At 64.6% G+C, this 18388-nt stretch carries 17 protein-coding genes; 4 read left to right on the top strand and 13 right to left on the bottom strand.

The features are described from left to right. Positions 1 to 77 precede the first annotated feature (77 nt). The 5 genes from B2D37_RS11780 to B2D37_RS11760 all read right to left on the bottom strand — a co-directional run bounded on the left by B2D37_RS11780 (position 78) and on the right by B2D37_RS11760 (position 6365). Entirely contained in the window at positions 78 to 1181 is a 1104-nt protein-coding gene (locus tag B2D37_RS11780; protein ID WP_079202865.1) for an enoyl-CoA hydratase/isomerase family protein, read from the bottom strand. A gap of 44 nt (positions 1182 to 1225) precedes the next feature. Next, positions 1226 to 2044: an enoyl-CoA hydratase gene (locus B2D37_RS11775; RefSeq protein ID WP_079202864.1), complete on the bottom strand. Its 819-nt coding sequence runs from the start codon at positions 2042 to 2044 to the stop codon at positions 1226 to 1228. Positions 2045 to 2191: 147 nt separating this feature from the next. Continuing rightward, entirely contained in the window at positions 2192 to 3358 is a 1167-nt protein-coding gene (locus B2D37_RS11770; protein WP_079202863.1) for an acyl-CoA dehydrogenase family protein, read from the bottom strand. A 6-nt stretch (positions 3359 to 3364) separates the two neighbouring features. After that, on the bottom strand, positions 3365 to 4612 hold the full coding sequence (locus B2D37_RS11765; RefSeq protein ID WP_079202862.1) for a substrate-binding protein: 1248 nt from the start codon (positions 4610 to 4612) through the stop codon (positions 3365 to 3367). 244 nt (positions 4613 to 4856) lie between these two features. After that, on the bottom strand, positions 4857 to 6365 hold the full coding sequence (locus B2D37_RS11760) for a CoA-acylating methylmalonate-semialdehyde dehydrogenase (protein ID WP_079202861.1): 1509 nt from the start codon (positions 6363 to 6365) through the stop codon (positions 4857 to 4859). A 129-nt stretch (positions 6366 to 6494) separates the two neighbouring features. Here B2D37_RS11760 and B2D37_RS11755 point away from each other — a divergent pair, with 129 nt between their 5' ends. After that, on the top strand, positions 6495 to 7376 hold the full coding sequence (locus B2D37_RS11755) for an AraC family transcriptional regulator (protein ID WP_079202860.1): 882 nt from the start codon (positions 6495 to 6497) through the stop codon (positions 7374 to 7376). A gap of 37 nt (positions 7377 to 7413) precedes the next feature. Here the strand turns inward: B2D37_RS11755 and B2D37_RS11750 are convergent, their stop codons facing one another. After that, positions 7414 to 7827 (bottom strand): PaaI family thioesterase, encoded by a 414-nt coding sequence (locus B2D37_RS11750; protein WP_079202859.1) that lies wholly within the window; start codon positions 7825 to 7827, stop codon positions 7414 to 7416. Between the two features lie 161 nt (positions 7828 to 7988). On the opposite strand from B2D37_RS11750, the gene ung reads away from it, so the two are divergent. Then, a complete protein-coding gene (gene ung, locus B2D37_RS11745; protein ID WP_079202858.1) occupies positions 7989 to 8681 on the top strand; it encodes a uracil-DNA glycosylase in 693 nt (230 codons plus the stop codon). Here ung and B2D37_RS11740 read toward each other — a convergent pair. From B2D37_RS11740 to B2D37_RS11715, 6 genes are all read right to left on the bottom strand, one after another. Then, the gene (locus B2D37_RS11740; protein ID WP_079202857.1) at positions 8653 to 9549 is read right to left on the bottom strand and encodes a DUF6279 family lipoprotein; all 897 of its coding nucleotides are present in this window, start codon (positions 9547 to 9549) and stop codon (positions 8653 to 8655) included. The genes ung and B2D37_RS11740 overlap by 29 nt on opposite strands. Positions 9550 to 9725: 176 nt before the next feature. Then, on the bottom strand, positions 9726 to 10757 hold the full coding sequence (locus B2D37_RS11735) for an AbrB family transcriptional regulator (protein ID WP_079202856.1): 1032 nt from the start codon (positions 10755 to 10757) through the stop codon (positions 9726 to 9728). Then, positions 10750 to 12258, bottom strand: a complete 1509-nt coding sequence (locus tag B2D37_RS11730; RefSeq protein ID WP_079202855.1) for a tripartite tricarboxylate transporter permease — start codon at positions 12256 to 12258, stop codon at positions 10750 to 10752. The genes B2D37_RS11735 and B2D37_RS11730 overlap by 8 nt, the downstream gene beginning before the upstream one ends. A 2-nt stretch (positions 12259 to 12260) precedes the next feature. Then, complete coding sequence (locus B2D37_RS11725; RefSeq protein WP_079202854.1) at positions 12261 to 12704, bottom strand: tripartite tricarboxylate transporter TctB family protein; 444 nt, start codon at positions 12702 to 12704, stop codon at positions 12261 to 12263. A gap of 102 nt (positions 12705 to 12806) precedes the next feature. Next, positions 12807 to 13787: a tripartite tricarboxylate transporter substrate binding protein gene (locus tag B2D37_RS11720; RefSeq protein WP_079202853.1), complete on the bottom strand. Its 981-nt coding sequence runs from the start codon at positions 13785 to 13787 to the stop codon at positions 12807 to 12809. Between the two features lie 29 nt (positions 13788 to 13816). Beyond that, positions 13817 to 15085: an OprD family porin gene (locus tag B2D37_RS11715; protein ID WP_371915400.1), complete on the bottom strand. Its 1269-nt coding sequence runs from the start codon at positions 15083 to 15085 to the stop codon at positions 13817 to 13819. Between the two features lie 322 nt (positions 15086 to 15407). Here B2D37_RS11715 and B2D37_RS11710 point away from each other — a divergent pair, with 322 nt between their 5' ends. Together B2D37_RS11710 and B2D37_RS11705 are read left to right on the top strand one after the other, a co-directional pair. Then, positions 15408 to 16079, top strand: a complete 672-nt coding sequence (locus tag B2D37_RS11710; RefSeq protein WP_079204967.1) for a response regulator — start codon at positions 15408 to 15410, stop codon at positions 16077 to 16079. A gap of 16 nt (positions 16080 to 16095) precedes the next feature. Beyond that, positions 16096 to 17487, top strand: coding sequence for a sensor histidine kinase (locus B2D37_RS11705; RefSeq protein ID WP_079202852.1), 1392 nt, complete (start codon positions 16096 to 16098; stop codon positions 17485 to 17487). 58 nt (positions 17488 to 17545) lie between these two features. Here the strand turns inward: B2D37_RS11705 and B2D37_RS11700 are convergent, their stop codons facing one another. Further along, entirely contained in the window at positions 17546 to 18382 is an 837-nt protein-coding gene (locus tag B2D37_RS11700) for an HDOD domain-containing protein (protein WP_079202851.1), read from the bottom strand. Between the last annotated feature and the right edge of the window lie 6 nt (positions 18383 to 18388).

Here is an 18388-nt window from a genome sequence, read left to right as displayed (position 1 = left end):
GCGTATGTGACCGATGCAGCGTGCCATGCGCCTAACCCACCCTACGGTCCGATGCGCACGGCGCACCCTAAAGCTGGTTACAGATCCGCCAGCGGATGCTCGCCTTCCCATGTGGCCTCGAAGTGCGACTCGATCACCTCTGCGGGGATGCTGGCCACATCCGGCCAGTGCCAGTGGGGTGTTTGGTCCTTGTCGATCAGGCGCGCGCGCACACCTTCGGGGAGTTCCGGGTGGCGGCAGCAATTCAGGCTCATGGCGTACTCCATCTGGAATACCTGGGCTACTGACAGGTGGCGGGCGCGAGCGATTTGCTGCCAGACCAGATGCGCGCTCAGCGGGCAGCCGCCGGCCAGGGTCTTGGCTGCGCGCGCCAGCAGCAGGTCGCTGTTGTTGTGCAGGGCGGTGAGGGCGCGCCAGGCGGTGGGCAGGTCAGCCTGGTCGAGCACCTCGTCGATGCGTTCGCGGCGCGGTAGCCATTGGGCTTCCGGCAGTTCACCGAGGGCCTCGTGCTGCAGGGCCTTGAGCAGGCTGTGCAGTTGCAATTGTGGTTGTTCCAGCCAGTTCAGCTGCACCAGCCCTTCGATCAGGGCGTCTTGTTGCTCGTCGAGCAGGAAACGGTCGGCCAGGTCCAGGTCCAGGGCGTCGCGGGCGTTGATGCTGCTGGCGGTGAGGCCGAGGAACAGGCCGAGCTTGCCCGGCAGGCGGGCGAGGAACCAGCTGCCGCCGACATCCGGATACAGGCCGATATTGATTTCCGGCATACCCAGGCGACTGCTCGGGGTGACGATGCGCACTCCGGCGCCCTGCATCAGGCCCATGCCGCCGCCCAGCACATGGCCGTGGGCCCAGCAGATCAAGGGTTTCGGGTAGGTATGAAGACGATGGTCGAGACGGTATTCGTCGGCGAAGAAGCGCCGCGCCAGAGGCGGTACTTCGCCGGGGTGTTCGCGGCACTGCTGCGCCAGTTGCACCACGTCACCGCCGGCGCAGAAGGCTTTGGCACCGTTGCCACGCAGCAGCACGCAGGCGATGGTCGGGTCATCCGCCCAGGCCGCGAGTTTTGCATCCAATGCCTCGATCATCGGCAAGGTCAGGGCGTTCAGGCTTTTTTCTGCATCCAGGCTGGCGATGCCGATCCGAAAGCCATGCAGGCTGTGGTGTTCTTCGAAAATCACGTTCATGTCGCGGGTTCCTGGTGCGCACGGCGCACGCTCGGGGAATGGGCTTATTTATTGCGCCACTGTGGCGCGCGTTTTTCCAGGAAGGCGTTCACCCCTTCGCGGGTATCGTCGGCGTCGAACAGGTCGATGAAGCGCTCGCGTTCCTCGCTCAGCCAAGTGCTCGGGCTGCGTGCGCGGGCGCCCTGGATCAGCGGTTTGATGGTGCGTACCGCCACCGGGCTCTGCCGCGCGACTTTGGCCGCCAGCAGCAGGGCATGGCCGCGCGCTTCGCCGCTGTCGACCAGTTGTTCGACCAGGCCGATGCGCAGGGCGGTTTCGGCGTCGATGCGCTCGCCACAGAGGATCATGCGCTTGGCCCAGCCTTCACCGACCAGCCAGGCCAGGTTTTGGGTGCCGCCGGCACAGGGCAGTAGGCCTACCGCGGCTTCCGGCAGGGCCATCTGCGCCTGGCGTTCGGCGATGCGCAGGTCGCAGGCCAGCGCGCACTCCAGGCCGCCACCCATGGCGTAGCCGTTGATCGCGGCGATCGACACACCGCGAAAATCGCGCAGCGCCTCGAAGGCTTCGCCGAAGCGCCGGGCCATTTCCCGCGCGCGGGCCTTGTCGCCATCGGCGAACAGGTTGAGATCGGCGCCGGCGCTGAAGAACTTGCCGCCCTGGCCGGTCACCACCAGGGCGTAGATGTCGTCGTCGTGGTTGAGGTGCTCGATCAGTTGCTTGAGGCCGATCAGCGAGTCGCGGTCCCAGGTGTTGGCCGGCGGGTGGTTGATGGTGATCAGCGCGGTGTGGCCGTGCTTTTCCACGGTGATCTTGTGAGTCAGGTCGAATAGACCGGGGTGGTAGGGTTCGATGGCGTGGCTCATAAGTGTCCTCGTTTCTATTCCGATGGTGCCCGCGCTCTGCGTGGGCACCCAGCCTGGGACGCTCTGCGTCCCGCTTGCCCCGTGTCAGGACGCGGAGCGTCCGGGGCGGCGTTCCCACGCGGAGCGTGGGAACGATCAAGTTAAACCTTACAGCAGGCGATCGAGCATGCCGCCCTGCTCGAGCAGGCGGCGGGCGATGATCACCCGCATGATTTCGTTGGTGCCCTCGAGGATCTGGTGCACGCGGCTGTCGCGGACCCAGCGTTCCAGTGGGTAGTCGTTTAGATAACCGTAGCCGCCATGCAGCTGCAACGCATCGTTGCACAGGGTAAAACACTGATCGGTGGCGAAGCGCTTGGCCATGGCGCAGTACAGGCTGGCCTCGCCGTGCTGCCGATCCAGCTTGTGCGCGGCCAGGCGCACCATCTGCCGGCTGGCCGTGAGGTCGGTGAGCATGTCGGCCAGCTTGAATTGCAGGGCCTGGAACTCGCTCAGCGGTTTGCCGAACTGTTTGCGTTGTTCGACGTAGCGCAGCGATTGTTCCAGCGCCGCCTGGGCCGCGCCGAGCGAGCAACTGGCGATGTTGATACGGCCGCCGTCCAGGCCCTGCATGGCGTAGACGAAGCCCTGGCCCTCGGGGCCGATGCGGTTGCCGGCGGGGATGCGCACGCCTTCGAAGCTGATGGTGCGGGTCGGCTGGGCGCGCCAGCCCATCTTCAGTTCGTTGCGGCCGTATTTCACCCCGGCGGCGTCGGCCGGCACCAGGAAGCAGGAAATGCCCTTGGCGCCGCTGTCCTCACCACTACGTGCCATGACGATCAGCACGTCGGTCGAACCGGCGCCGGAGATAAAGCACTTGCTGCCGTCGATCAGGTAGTCGTCACCGTCACGTCTGGCGCGGGTACGCAGGTGGGCGGCGTCGGAACCGGCATCCGGCTCGGTCAGGCAGTAGGAGGCGAGCAGTTCGCCGCTGACCAGGCGCGCGAGCCAGGTGTCTTTCAGCGCCTGGTCGGCAAAGGAGGCGAGCATCCAGGTCGCCATGTTGTGGATGGTGAGAAAGGCCGTGGTGGCGACGCAGCCGGCGGCCAGTTGCTCGAAAATCAGCGCGGCGGACAGCCGTGACAGGCCCAGGCCGCCGTCGTCTTCCTTGATGTACAGGGCCAGGTAGCCCTGTTCGGCGGCCTGCTTGATAACGTCCACCGGGAAGTGGTGGTCGCGGTCCCAGTCGGCGGCATGGGGCGCCAGTTCGCGGCTGGCAAAAGCGCGGGCGCTGTCGACCAGCAGGCGTTGTTCATCGCTGAGTTCGAAATCCATAAGTCCTCATTGCAGGGTCAGGGGTTGCCCGGCGGCACGTCTATCAGACTGCCATTCGGCCAGGCTGGGCGCCACCTGGTCGGCGTCGAGACGGTCGACGATTTCAAAGTAATCCTGTTTCAGCGGATCCTTGAGCACTTCGGCGCGGGCTTTGACTTTGACGGCATACACCGTCTGCAAGTTCTGGTGATCGAAGGCGCGCCACTCTTGCGGGCCCTTGAGTAGCTGGTAACGGTGACCTTCCAGGGCCTTGATCAAGGCCTCGCTGTCCAGGCTCTTGGCCCGCTGCGCGGCGTCGGCCCACTGATAGACGATGCTGTAGGCCGAGGCAGCGGAGCTGGACGGGTACATCGCATAACGCTGGCTGAAGGCGTTGACGAAGGCTTCACCCTGGGCGGACTTCTCCAGTTTAGGCACGCGCCAGGTCCATGGCTCGGTGCCGAGCACACCTTGCATCAGGCCGGGGCCGGCTTGCTCGATGATGCTCTGGGTCAGGTTGGGCGCGACTATCTGCATGCGTTCGGTCAGGCCGAGATCCTTGGCGATGCGCATGGCGCGCACCAGATCCTCGCCGAACAACACCAGTGTCAGTACCTCGGCATCGCTCGCCGCAGCCTGGTGCAGCACATCCAGGTAATCGGCCAGGCGCGCGCCGGGGAAGGGCACCTTGAGCCCGGGGTGTTTGCCGGTATCCGTGCTGCCGGTGGTCTGGCGTAGCGAGCTTTCCGTGGTATGGCCCCAGGTGTAGTCGGAGGTCACGTAGAAATAGCGCTTGTCCGGCAGGTGCTTGCTCAGGTACTGGCCGAGCACTCGGGCGCTCATCCAGGCGTTGTTGCACTCGCGGAACAGGTAACGGTGGGCATCTTTGCCGGTGGTGTCGTTGGAATAGGTGAGGGTGCCGAAATACAGCAGGCCATGGGTCGCCGCGCGCTGGCCGGAAGCGATGGCCACCGCGCTGGAGGAGCCGCCGAACAGCATGGCCGCGCCCTCACTGGCCAGCTTGTCGACATTGCGCACGGCTTTCGCCGGGCGCGAGGCGGTATCGCGGCTGGACAGGCGCAACGAGCGGCCGAGCACGCCGCCCTTGGCGTTGAGCTCGTCGATGGCCAGCAAGGCGCCGCGCATCTGGGCCAATCCTTCTTCCTTATAGGGGCCGGTGCGCGGGTAATTGAGGCCGAGGGTGATCGGCTCGGCGGCCTGCGCACAGGCGGTTAATCCAGCCCAAAGGGCCAAGGCGGCAGTCAGTCGTTGCATGGCAGCTTTCCTTGTTCTTATTGTCGGAACCAGGAGGACTTTTTACGCCCTTAGACTAATTGCCGAGATCGTCTATTGGTCTAACAGGCCCCTGAAAAACTACTGCGGGCTGCGCGCGCCATGCTGCGTTTCGCCTTATGACCCACATGGATGTGGGAAATGCCGTTACCCGTAGGGAACGGGTACGGCCCTAGCTATCGCTCGCTACGTTTTTCAGTGGCCTGTCGACATTGTTAAGCCGTTCTCATTTCAACTGAATAGTCATGTTCGCTCCGGCCGGCGCTCCGGCGGCCACGGCGTCTTCATCGAACCAGCGGCTGGTGACGGTCTTGGTCTCGCTGTAGAAACGTACGGCCTGTTTGCCGTAGGCGTGCAGGTCGCCATAGAACGAGCCTTTCCAGCCGGTGAAGGAGAAGAACGGCAGCGGCACCGGCACCGGTACGTTGATCCCGACCTGGCCGACTTCCACCGCGTGCTGGTAATGCCGCGCCGCGCCACCGGAACGGGTGAAGATCGAGGTGCCATTGCCATAGGGGCTGGCGTTGACCAGTTCGATAGCCTGTTCCAGGGAGTCGACTGCCATGCACACCAGCACCGGGCCGAAGATTTCCTCGCGGTACAGGCCCATCTTGGTTGTCACCCCACGGAACAGGGTCGGGCCCAGCCAGTTGCCGTTGGGGTAGCCCTCGACCGCACAGTGCGAACCGTCGAGCAGGCATTCGGCGCCTTCCGCCTTGCCCTCGGCGATCAAACGCAGCACCCGTTGCTTGGCCTGCTGGCTGATCAACGGACCGAACGCCGCATGGCCGTCGGTCCAGTAGCCGGGTTGCAGGTCGGCCATCTGCGCCTGCAGCTCCCCGATCCACTGCTGCGACTCACCGACGAACACCGCCACGCTGATCGCCATGCAGCGCTGCCCGGCCGCGCCGCAACTGGCGCCGACCAGGTTGCTCAGCACCTGCTGCTTATTGGCGTCGGGCATGATCACCATATGGTTCTTGGCCCCGGCGAAGGCCTGCACGCGCTTGAGGTGGGCAGTGCCGGTGCGGTAGATGTGCTGGCCGACCGACACCGAGCCGACGAAGGAGATGGCGCGGATATCCGGGTGAGTGAGCAGGCTGTCGACCACCTCGCGGGCTCCATGCAGCACCTGCAGCACGCCCTTGGGCGCACCGGCCTCGATAAACAGCTCGGCCAGACGGTTGGGGGTCATGGGGTCCTGTTCGGACGGCTTGAGGATAAAGGTGTTGCCGGCGGCGATGGCCAGGGGAAACATCCACAGCGGAATCATGGCCGGGAAGTTGAACGGGGTGATGCCGACGCAGACGCCGAGCGGCTGAATCCAGCTGGCGGTATCGATGCCCGTGGCCACGTTCTCCATGGTCTCGCCCATCATCAGGCTGGCGATATTGGCCGCCTGTTCGACCACCTCGATGCCGCGCCAGATATCGCCCTTGGCATCGGCCAGGGTCTTGCCGGTTTCCCTGGCGAGGATTTCCGCCAGTTCGTCGTGGTGTTCCTTGAGCAGGTGCTGATAACGCAGCATCAGCCGTGCGCGCTCGGACACCGGCACTGCGCGCCAAGTCAGAAAGGCCGCCTTGGCGCTGGCGATTGCCGCCTCGATTTCTTCGGCGGTGGCCTTGGGCGCCAGGGCCAGCACTTGCTGGGTCGCCGGGTCGGTGACTTCGATGAATTCGCGGGTACGGCTTTCGCGCCATTCGCCTTCGATCAACTGCGGGAGTGCCTTGCTCATCACGTTCTCCACCTTGGCCCAGCGACAGATCCTAGTGCTCTTAGTGTTATAGCCGGATCAAGCGCGCTTGTGGATTGACGATCTTGGGCAATGGATGGACGATCTTGGCATTGAGTTGTTGGAGGGCAGATGAACGCTCGAATTGAAACATCGAACTGGCCATTACCGGCCAACGGCGTGCGCTTTATCACGCCGCCGCGCCTGCGGCGCATCCTGAGTCACCATCCACTGGCCTCTAGCTGCTATCCGCTGGCCCTGGGGTTCTATCCAGACGCGGGCGGACACCGCATGCAGCGGCCGCTTCCGGACGATTACCTGCTGATCTATTGCCGTGCCGGGCAGGGCTGGCTGGAGTCTGGGGATGGACGAATCGCTGTCGCTGGTGGCGATCTGCTGCTGTTGCCCAAGGGCATTCCCCACGCCTATGGCGCGGATCTCGGCAAACCCTGGACGCTGTACTGGGTGCACTTCGATGGCGAGCTGGTGGCGGAGTTCTTGCGCCCGTTGGGCAAGGGGCCGATCTGGCGCATCGGCGTACAACCGCGCCTGCTCGCCGACTTCGATGCACTGCTCAGTCTGCGCAAGCAGGGCCTGAACCTGGCGCACTTCATCTATGCCGCCCACCAGCTGCAGGCGCTGCTGGCCTCCCTGGCGGTGCTGCCGGCGCGGGCCAAGTTGAAATCGGGGCGGGTGCTGGATGTCGATGCGGTGCAGGCGGTGATGCGCGCCCACCTGCACGGCTCGCTCAACCTCGATGAACTGGCGGCGCAGTTCAAGTTGTCGCGTTTTCACTTCGCCAAGACCTACCGCGCGCTGACCGGCCATGCGCCTATCCAGGCGTTCATCCAGCTGAAAATGGCCCACGCCTGCCGCCTGCTCGACGAAGGCCAGCAGGGTATCCGCCAGGTCGCCGAACAGTTGGGCTACGAGGACGTCTACTACTTCTCGCGGCTGTTTCGCAACGTGGTGGGCATGGCGCCCAGTCATTACCGGGCGTTGCATCAGGGCTGAGAGTTTGTGCGGCGGCCGACCGCGAACGCAGCGTCTTCTACACCCGCGCGATGGTCGCCAGGCCGGTGGCGATGATCTTCTCCTCGCCGTGGTTGACGGCAAACACATCGGCGCGGCATACCGCCTGGCGTTTGCCGGCCTTGATCACCTCGCTGCGGCAGATCAGCTTGTCGCCGATGGCCGGGGCCAGCAGGTTGACCTTGTATTCGCTGGTGACTACGTCGCCCACCAGCGAGGCGGCAGCCCAGGCGCAACCGCTGTCGATCATAAAACCGACCACCGCGCCATGGGTGTAACCGTGGTGCTGGCTGAGTTCCGGGCGACTGTGCAGCTGCAGGCTGACCTTGCCAGGGGCAAAGTCCAGCAGTTCGGCGCCGAGCAACTTGGCAAAGGCGGAGTGTTCCAGGGCCTGCTCCAGGCGCTCACGGCTGATGCCGATGGGGTTGTCCATCTGGGGTGCTCCTCTGGGTTGGTTGTCCCAGTTTCGACTGCCTGCCGGGCTGTCGCCATCTGCATCCAGGTGGATGATAAGGGTCTATTCGTCTGCGCCTTGACTTGCCTGTGAGGCTTCTCTAGCGTGCCGGCTTCAATTCGTTGACTCGGGAATCAGGCATGACCTCCGCCGATAACATCAAGCTCGACGCGGGCTGGAAAGAGGCCCTGCGCGAGGAGTTCGCCCAGCCCTATATGCAGGCGCTGGCCGACTTCCTGCGCCAGGAGAAAGCCGCCGGCAAGGAGGTCTATCCGCCCGGTGCGCTGATCTTCAATGCGCTCAACTCCACTCCGCTGGAGCGGGTCAAGGTGATGATCATCGGCCAGGATCCCTATCACGGCCCGGAGCAGGCCCATGGCCTGTGCTTCTCGGTGCAACCGGGGGTCGCCACGCCGCCGTCGCTGTTGAATATCTACAAGGAATTGAAGCGCGACCTGAATATCGACATCGCCGGCCATGGCTGCTTGCAGCATTGGGCCGAGCAAGGCGTGCTGTTGCTCAACACCTCGCTGACGGTCGAGCGCGGCATTGCCGGCTCCCATGCGGACAAGGGCTGGGGGGTATTTACCGACCGGGTGATCGAGGTGGTCAGTGGTCATTGTCCACACCTGGTCTTTCTGTTGTGGGGCAAGCATGCGCAGAGCAAGACGCGCCTGATCGACCCGAGCAAACACCTGGTGCTGTGTTCGCCGCATCCCTCGCCGCTGTCGGCCCACCGCGGGTTTATTGGCAACGGTCACTTCAGCCGCTGCAACAAGTTCCTCGTACAGCACGGCATGCCGCCTATCGACTGGCGCCTGCCCGAACTGTAACGGGAGCGGCACAGAGCTGCCGGGCAAGGTCGTGACGCAGCTCGTGCAGGCGCGCCGTCAGGTGTTCGCGCTGTTTGCGCTCGGCGCTAGCGAGCAGGTCGCTGAACAGCTCGGCCAGCGCTTGCCGTGAGTGAGAGTAGGCCGCGCGGTAGCGGGCGTCATGGAAGGACTCGCGTTGCTGCAGCAAGCGCGTCAGGCGTGCGGGGAAGTCGGCACTGCGCCGTGCATCGACAGCGGCGCGAAATTCGGTTTGCCAGTGCATGCGGTTGTCCAGCCACAGCCGATTCTGCTCGCCCGCCGCCTGCGCCCACTGAGCGATACGCGCCTGTTGCGCGTCATTCAACCGGCCAAACCAGGGGCGCAGGCGCTTGTGCATGCGCGTGGCGCGTTGGCTGATCTGGCTCGCCAGCGGCGGCTCGAGAAATTCCTGACGATCCTCGCGGTTGTCTGCATCGAGCGCGGCATACAGGTCGGCAACTTGGCTGGGGTTGAGACTTCGCAGCAGCGCAATGGCGGTCGGCGTGATTTCGCCCGTGATGCGCTTGAGCGCCAGATCCAACTCGGCGAACTGCTCGCTCAGTTGGGCGGCGCTGGGGTGCGCCTGTGCGAGCAGACCTTCAGTGCCTTGCAGCCAATCGATATACCGCGCTAGCTCGCTGCTGCAGTGCCACTCCAGGTGGGCCTGCAGGCGCGGCATGAACCAGGTTTTCTGTGCAGGGTTCAGGTTCAGGTAAGCGTTGAGCTGCCAGGGGATCAGCCAGTCGAGGTTGCGATAGGCCAGGTCGACCCGGCTACAGGCGGCCAGCAGCACGCTGAGGGCGATCAGCAGAAGCGGGCTTTTCAGGTGGGGCCAGCGCGGCAGAATCATGCGGTTTGCCTCGGCGGGGGTGATCTATCGGCGCGTGCGCAGCAATGCCTGGAAACGGCCGCGCGATGGCTTGCACAACCTCAAAGGTTAGCGCGCTCGGGCAAGTGCTGTGGCGTTAAAAATATTCGCTAAAAAACAGCCCGCGCGAGGCGGGCTACACGTGGTCGACATATTCGCTAGCGGCGTTGCCACAACCTGAACAATGGCTCGGCCAGGAACATCACCAGAAACAGGCGCAGCACCTGCAGCGCGGTGACCAGCGCTACCGACAGGTGCAGGGCTTCGGCGGTCAGGCACAGCTCGGTGATGCCGCCGGGCATCATGCCGAGCATCAGCGAGGGCTGGTCTTCGCTGGCCAGCCAGCCGAGGCCGTTGGCCAGCAGCGCGGCGCTGAGCATGGCGAGCAGGCTGAACAGCAGAATGCGCGCGAGAAAGCCCGGTGCGTTGCGAAAGAAAGCGCGGTCGAAGTGGCAGCCCAGGGCGCAGCCGATCAGCCACTGACCGACTTGGCCGAGTCCGTTCGGCAAACCGATGTGCAGGTCGAAGCTGACGCTGGCGACGGCGCACACCGTCAGCGGCCCGAGCATCCAGGGGTTGGGTTGTTTGAGCCTTTTCCACAGCAAGGCCAGCAGCGCGCCGCCGGGTAACAGTGCGGCCAGCCAGGGCCAGCTCACCGGCGCAGCCGCCGGCGGTTCGATGGGTGGCAGGCTCCAGGTGAAGATGGCCGGAATCAGTAGCACCACCAGCAACAGACGCAGGCTGTGCGCCGCGGCAACGCGGGCGACCTGGGCATCGTGGCGTTGCGCCAGGTTGACCATTTCGCTGGCACCCCCCGGCATGCTGGAAAAGAACGCGGTGGCGCGGTCGACCCCGGAGCGGCGCAACAGCGCGATACCGAACAGGCTGAGCAGCAGGGTCACCAGGGCGCCAACCAGGATTACGCCGAAATGACCGAGCAACTCGCCCATCACCTCGCTGGTGAAGTGCAGGCCGATGGCGCTGGCGACCAGCCATTGTCCGGTTTGTCGGCCACCGGGGATTTCCGTGACCAGCCAACCGCTGCAGCGTGCCGCGATGACCGCCAGCAACGAGCCGATGATCCACGGCAAAGGCCAGCCGATCAGGCTGGCCAGGTAGCCGCCGATCAGACCGATCAGCGCAGTGGCCCAGTAGCGCCGCCACTGGGCCAGGGCGCAGAGATCAAGCATTGGCTAGCTGAGAGACGCGTCGCGCACGCCACCAGCGCAGGGCTGGCATCACCAGCATCAGCGCGGTGAGCGCCCACAGGCACAGGCTGATCGGGCTGCTCCAGAGGATGTTGAGGTCGCCGGCCGAAATCGACAGGGCGCGGCGCAGGTTGTCTTCCATCAACTCACCGAGGACGAAGCCGAGGATCAGTGACGACAGCGGGAAGTCCAGTTTGCGCAAAATGTAGCCGAATACGCCGAGGCCGATCATCAGCACCAGGTCGAAGGTGGTGCTGTGTACTGCATAGACGCCGACCATGCTGATCGCGGTGATCGCCGGCACCAGCACCCAGTTGGGGACGCTGAGCATGCGCGCGAACAGGCCGACCAGGGGGATGTTCATCACCAGCAGGAGCACGTTGCAGATGAACAGCGAGGCGATCAGGCCCCACACCACATCCGGTTGCTGTTCGAACAACAGCGGGCCGGGCGTGATGTTGTACAGGGTCAGGGCGCCGATCATCACCGCGGTGGTGCCCGAACCCGGGACGCCGAGGGTCAGCATGGGGATCAGCGAACCGCAGGCCGAGGCGTTGTTGGCCGCTTCCGGCGCGGCCAGGCCGCGCAGGTCGCCTTCGCCGAAGGTGCCGCTGGCGCCGGCCATACGCTTCTCGCTCATGTAGGTCATGGCGCTGGCGATAGTCGCGCCGGCGCCCGGCAGCACGCCGATGACAAAGCCGGCAACCGAGCTGCGCACCATGGTCCAGAAGGTGAAGCAGAATTCCTTGAAGTTGAACAATAGCCGGCCGCTGGTCTTCACCGCCTTCTGCCCACTGTGGGTTTTTTCCAGCATCAACAGCACTTCGCTGACGCTGAAGAAGCCGATCACCACGATGACGAACTGGATGCCGTCGGACAGGCTGACGCTGCCGAAGGTGAAGCGGTACACCCCGGTGGTCGAGTCCACGCCGACGGTGGCCAGGGCCAGGCCGATCAGTGCCGCCATCAGGGTCTTCACCGGTTTGTCGCCGACCATACCGCCGAGGCAGGCGATGGCGAAGATCATCAGCACGAAATACTCAGCCGGGCCGAAGGCCACCGCCCATTTCGCCAGCAGTGGGGCGAACAGCACCACGCCGCAGGTGGCGATGATGCTACCGATAAAGGAGCTGACCGCCGACAGTGACAGGGCGATCCCGGCCTTGCCCTGGCGCGCCAGCGGGTAGCCGTCGAGGGTGGTCATCACCGCCGCCGCATCACCTGGCACGTTGAGCAGGATGGCCGAGATACGTCCGCCGTATTCGCAACCGAGGTACACGGCGGCCAGCAGGATCAGGGCGGTTTCCGGCGGCAGGCCGAGGGCGAAGGCCAGCGGCAGCAGCAGGGCCACGCCGTTGATCGGGCCCAGGCCCGGCAGCAGGCCGACGATGGTGCCGACGAAGGCGCCGAACAGCGCCACCAGCAGGTTTTCCGGCCGGGTGGCGACCTCGAAGCCCTGCATCAAGAAATTCAGCGTTTCCATGTTCAGATCTCCACAAAGGCTTCGAACAGGCCCAGCGGCAGCGGCACGTCCAGCAGGTAATCGAATAAACCGTAGAGCAGCGCGCCCATCAGCACACCGCTTATGGCGCAGGGCAGCAGGCGGCCAGTGAACAGCAGGCCGAGGGCGAAGGTGCACAGGGCGGTGCTAATGATGAACCCCAGGGGTTCGAACAGCAGGGCGTAGGCCAGTAGCGTCAGCATGCACAGCAGCGAGCGCAAGGCGCTGGAGCTGTCCAGCTTCTGCTCGAGTAAACCGGGTTTGACCAGCAGCCACAGCGAGCCAGCGGCCATCAAGGCCAGCAGCAGTAGGGGGTAGGCGCGGGGGCCGACCGGGTCGTAGGCGAAGGGCGCCTGGAAACCCCAGGCAACAACGGCGAGGCCGGCGCAGAAAAGCAGCCAGATCGCAGCGAACAGGCGGACGTACATGGCGGTAGTCTCGTGAAAAGGTACAGAGTTGAACGCATCACGCTCGATTGCGGGCGCCGGTCAGAGCAGCCCCAGGGCTGCCTGACCGAGCGTGCCGGCGCGTTACTCGCGCATCAGACCGAAGGCATCGGCCAGCACCTTGTAGTCTTCAACCTGCTTGAAGACCAGGGCTTGCAGTTCGTCGCCAGTCACCGACAGCGGCAGCAGGTCGCGTTGCTCACGCAGCTTGGCGAAGTCCTCGCTGGCAAGCAGGGTGTCGAACTGCTGTTTCCACCAGTCGTACTGCTCGTCGCTGACCTCTGGGCCGACATAGAAGCCGCGGATCACCGGCCAGCTGATGTCGTAGCCCTGTTCCTTGGCCGTGGGGATATCGGCCAGCTTGCCTGGCAGGCGCTCGTCGGCGAGTACCGCGAGGATACGTACCTTCTTCGCTTCCAGTTGCGGGGTGACTTCGCCCAGACCGCTGCTGGTCACCTGCACGTGGCCGCCGAGCATGGCGGTAAGGGTTTCGCCGCCGCCTTCGAAGGCGACGTAGCGCAGGTTCTTCGGATCGATGCCGGCCAGGCGGGCGATCAATGCGGTCTGCATCCAGTCCTGGCCACCGATGGTGGCGCCCGCGCCGAAGACGATGCTCGATGGGTCTTTCTTCAGCGCTTCGACCAGGTCGTTGAGCGTCTGGTAGGGCGAGTCGGCGCGCACGGTGATGGCGCCGTAGTCGGTGCCCACCGCCGCCAGCCAGCGCACGCCGGTTTCGTCGTAACGGCCGAACTTGCCCTGGGCCAGGTTGAGCAGGGAGCCGCTGGAGAAGGCGACAATCGTGCCTGGATCATCGGCGCGCTGGGCGATCACCGCGTTGTAGGCCACCGCGCCGACTCCACCGGGCATGTAGGTGACGCGCATCGGTGCTTTCAGCAGGCCGCTGTCCTTCAAGCCGCTCTGGGCCAGCTTGCAGGTCAGGTCGAAGCCGCCGCCGGGCTTGGCCGGGGCGATGCACTCGGGGCGCTTGGGTTCTGCGGCCAACAGTTGGCCGGCGAAAGCCAGGCAGGCGGTGGCCAGGGCGAGGCGGGTAAAGGCAGTTTTCATGGTTGGTTCCTCTCGATTGTTATTGTGGGTTACCAGATCGGCAGTGTGTAGCCGACGATCACGCGGTTTTCGGTTGCATCGCGGGCGAAGTCGGAACGGAAGTTGGCGTTGCGCAGGCGCACATAGAGGTTCTTCGCCGGGCCGCTCTGCACCACGTACTTGAGTTCGATGTCGCGTTCCCATTCGCTACCGGTGGCAGTGCTGCCAGCGATGCGCGCATCGTCGCCGCTGACGTAGCGGGTGAGAAAGCTCAGGCCGGGCAACCCAAGTGCGGCGAAGTTGTAGTCGTAGCGGGCCTGCCAGGAGCGTTCGTCGGCGTTGGCGAAGTCGTTGATCTGGACGAAGTTGACCAGGTAGGGATCGCTGCCGTCGAGATAGGCATAGCCGGTGTCACCGCTCATTTTCTGGTAGGCCAGGCTGAGCTTGTGGCCACTGTGGGCGTAGCTGAGCACGCCGTTCAACGCGCGGTTATCGACCTTGCCGGCGTTGGCCGCGCCCGTGTCGTCGCTGAGCATCAGGCGCAGATCGGCGGCCAGGGTGCCACCGCCCATTGGATAGCTGGCGAGCAGGTTGAAGAAGTTCTGCCGGTAGATGTCGTCCAGCTCGGCATGGAAATAGCGCCCGCTCAGACCCTTGCTGAACTGGTAATCGAGACCGGCCAGGTCCAGGTGGTCGGCAGTGATGCCGCCGGCGTAGCGCTTGTTCTTGCTGTTGAGCACCAGATCTTCGGAGTTGGTTGAAGCACGGTCGATGACCTTGTCCAGGCGCCCGCCGGTGAAGGTCAGGCCCTCCAGTTCAGAGGAGGTCAGCAGGCCGCCTTCGAAAACCTGGGGCAGCAGGCGGCTGTCGCTGGCCTTGACCACCGGTAGTTCGGGCACATGCGAGCCGTAGCGCAGTTCGGTGCTGGAGACCTTGACCTTGGCGGTCAGGCCCAGGCGGCTGAACTGGTCCGGAGTGCCGCCGTCGTCCTGGACCGGCAACAGGTCGGTGCCGGTACGCCCGCCGCCGGAGTCGAGCTTGACGCCGAGCATGCCCAGGGCGTCGAGGCCAAAGCCGACAGTACCTTCGGTGTAGCCGGACTGGATGTCGAGGAGAAAGCCCTGGCCCCATTCTTCGCGCTTGTTCTGGCCAGTGCCTTCGCGGAAATCACGGTTCAGGTAGATATTGGTCATGCTCAGGCTGGCTTTGCTGTCGTCGACAAACGCGGCCTGGGCGGCAGGAGCGAGCAGTGCGGCGGTTACGGCTAGGCTAAGCAGGTGCGCAGGCAGCGGGGCCTGACGGGATGCGAACGGCATCATGTGGTCTCCATTGTTGTTTTTGTCACGGCTGCACACCACTGTGCGGTCCGTTCAGGTAGGTGGATCGAGCCACCTGGGACTGATCCTATGAGGTCAAGCTTTCACCAAGCTTTCAGCGCTGACAAAAACGCCTGGAGCGTTTTTGGACGTCGCCTGCGACGGCCCGCAGGGTGGGCGCCAGGGATGGCAGGCCACAAAGTTTTTTTGCGGCGACTGTGCGCCAGCATTTAGACCATTCACAGGGCGCCTCGCGTCTGTAAACTGCGCCACGGACGGCGTGGTCGGTAGCGATTGTCTGACTCGATTCTGGAGGGAGGTGGCGGTGCGAATTCTGCTGGTCGAAGACCATCCGCAGCTGGCGGCGAGCGTGGCCCAGGCCCTGAAAAGCGGCGGCTGGACGGTGGATGTGCTGCACGACGGAGTGGCCGCCGACCTGGCCCTGGCCAGCGAGGAGTACGCCCTGGCGATACTCGATATCGGCTTGCCGCGCCTCGATGGTTTCCAGGTGCTGGCGCGTCTGCGCGCACGCGGAAAAACCTTGCCAGTACTGATGCTGACCGCCCGTGGTGAGGTCAGGGATCGGGTGCATGGGCTCAACCTCGGTGCCGACGATTACCTGGCCAAACCTTTCGAGCTGAGTGAACTAGAGGCGCGGGTCAAGGCACTGCTACGACGCAGTGTGCTGGGCGGCGAGCAGCAGCAGCGCTGTGGCGAACTGGTCTACGACCTGGCGACCCGGCGCTTCAGTGCGCGGGGTGCAAGCCTCAGCCTGACCGCCCGCGAGCAGGCGGTGCTGGAGGCCATGATTGCCCGGCCAGGGCGGGTGATGAGCAAGGAGCAACTGGCCGCCCAGGTGTTTGGCCTGGACGAGGAGGCCAGCGCCGTCTCCATCGAGATCTACGTCCATCGCCTGCGCAAGAAGCTCGAGGGCAGCGGCGTGCGCATCGTTACTTTCCGTGGCCTGGGTTATTTGTTGGAGGCGGTCGGTGACTAAGGGCTGGAGGCGCGGGGTGGCTGAAGTCGGTAGCCTGCGCGGGCGGCTGCTACGGCGTCTGGCGTTGTTGCTGGCGCTGACCCTGCTCGTCAGCAGTTTGAGTGCCTACTGGAGTGCCCGGCGCGCCGCCGACACCGCCTATGACCGCACCTTGCTGGCGTCGGCGCGGGCGATTGCCCAGGGTCTGTACACCGACGATGGCAGGCTCAAGGCCAACGTGCCCTATGTCGCCCTGGATACCTTCGCCTACGACAGCGCCGGACGCATCTACTACCAGGTGCTGGATCTGCGCGGGGAGTTGGTCTCCGGCTACGACGATCTGCCGGCTGCGCCTCCCGGCACCCCGCGCACCGACGATTACCCGGCACTGGCGCATTTCTACGATGGCACCTACCGCAACCAGGGCGTACGCATGGTCAGCCTGCTGCAACCGGTCAGCGAGCCACTGCTCAATGGCATCGCCGAGATTCGCGTGGCGGAGACCCTGGGCGCGCGCGAGCGCATGATCCGTGAATTGCTGGTCGGCACGCTGTGGCGCATGGGCTTGCTGGCGTTCAGCGCATTGCTGCTGGTGTGGCTGGCGGTGAGCGCCGCGTTGCGCCCCCTGGAACTGTTGCGGCGCACCGTGGCCGCACGCGCCAGCGACGATCTGCGCCCGCTGGCAGATGCCGAACTGCCGCGTGAGCTACGCCCGTTGGTGAATGCCTTGAACCAGTTCAATGACCGTCTGCGTGGCCTGTTCGAGCGCCAGTCGCAATTTATCGCCGATGCCGCTCATGAATTGCGCACGCCCTTGGCGGCGCTCAAGGCGCGGGTCGAACTGGGTCTGCGCGCGCAGGAGCCGGCCGCCTGGCGCAGCACCCTGGAAGAGGCAGCGCAGAACACCGACCGCCTGACCCAGCTGGCCAACCAACTGCTCTCGCTGGCGCGCATCGAAAGCGGGGCGCGGGCGATTGCCGAGGGCGGCGCGCACCGTCTCGATCTCAGCCAGTTGGCCCGTGAGCTGGGCCTGGCGCTGGCACCCCTGGCCCATGCGCGCGGTATCGCCCTGGCGCTGGAGGCCGAGCAGCCGGTGTGGCTGCGCGGCGAGCCGACCCTGCTCAACGAGCTGTTGTGCAACCTGGTGGATAACGCCCTGGCGCATACCCCGGCCGGTGGCAACGTGATCCTGCGGGTGCTGGCACCAGGCATCCTCGAGGTTCAGGACGATGGCCCGGGGATCCCTGAGGACGATCACGAAAGGGTCTTCGAACGCTTCTATCGGCGCAGCGCACAGGGGGCTGGCAGCGGCCTGGGCCTGGCCATCGTTGGCGAGATTTGCCGCGCCCATCAGGCGCGCATCAGCCTGCATCAGGTACAGCCGCAGGGGTTGCTGGTGCGGGTGGAGTTTCTGCTCGAGGACGCCTGATCAATTCGCTATCGCAAGCCTATGCGGCGGCGAGCAGGCCGCCGCATAGGCTTGCGCTTTACTGCAGCATGCCCATGGCCGCTTCCATGGCCGCGGAGAGATCTTCGTCGTCATTCATGTTCTGGTTCGGGTCCAGGCCGAGCTTGCTGAATGCCGGGATTTGGCTCCAGTCCAGCTGGGTGTAGGGATGTTGGCTGCCCAGGTAGCTCTGCAGGATGGCGACCTGGACGATGTCGACGTAGTCGACCTTGGCGCTGTCGCGGGTGAAGTCCAGATGCTGGCTCGGCACCATGGCGATCAGTTCCGGGAAGTCCCAGGTGCGCAGAATCTTGTCACCGATAATTGGATGAATTTGCTCGATCACATGGTTGAGACTGATCGAGTCGGACAGCAGTTCGTTGTGGTCCTCGGCGTAAGTGAGGATCGGCAGCACGCCAATCTGGTGCACCAGACCGGCCAGGGTCGCCTGGTCCGGCATCAAGCGGGTGTAGTGCTTGCACAGCACGTGACAGATGCCGGCGATTTCCGTGCTTTTGTTCCAGACTTCACGCATTTTGCGGTCGACCACGTCCGAGGTGGCCTGGAACATCTGCTCCATCGCCAAACCGGTGGCCAGGTTGCAGGTGTAGTTGATGCCCAGGCGGCTGACGGCCATCTGCAGGTCGGTGATTGCCTTGGTGGTGCGCAGCAATGGGCTGTTCACCACCTTGATGATGCGGGCGGTCAGCGCCGCATCGTTGCCGATTACCTTGCTGATCTGCGGAATGCCGATGTCCGGGTTTTCTGCCGCTTCACGGACTTTCAATGCGACTTCCGGCAGGGTAGGCAGTACCAGATCATCGTTGTCGATGGCCTTGATCAGTTCCTGTTGGACTTTTTCGGCAAGTTTGCTCATGGGGCA

Source organism: Pseudomonas sp. CC6-YY-74, assembly GCF_002025205.1.
Lineage (GTDB): Bacteria > Pseudomonadota > Gammaproteobacteria > Pseudomonadales > Pseudomonadaceae > Aquipseudomonas > Aquipseudomonas paeninsulae.
Note: the sequence above shows the minus strand (reverse complement) of the source record. Positions and strands in the feature narration are given on the sequence as shown.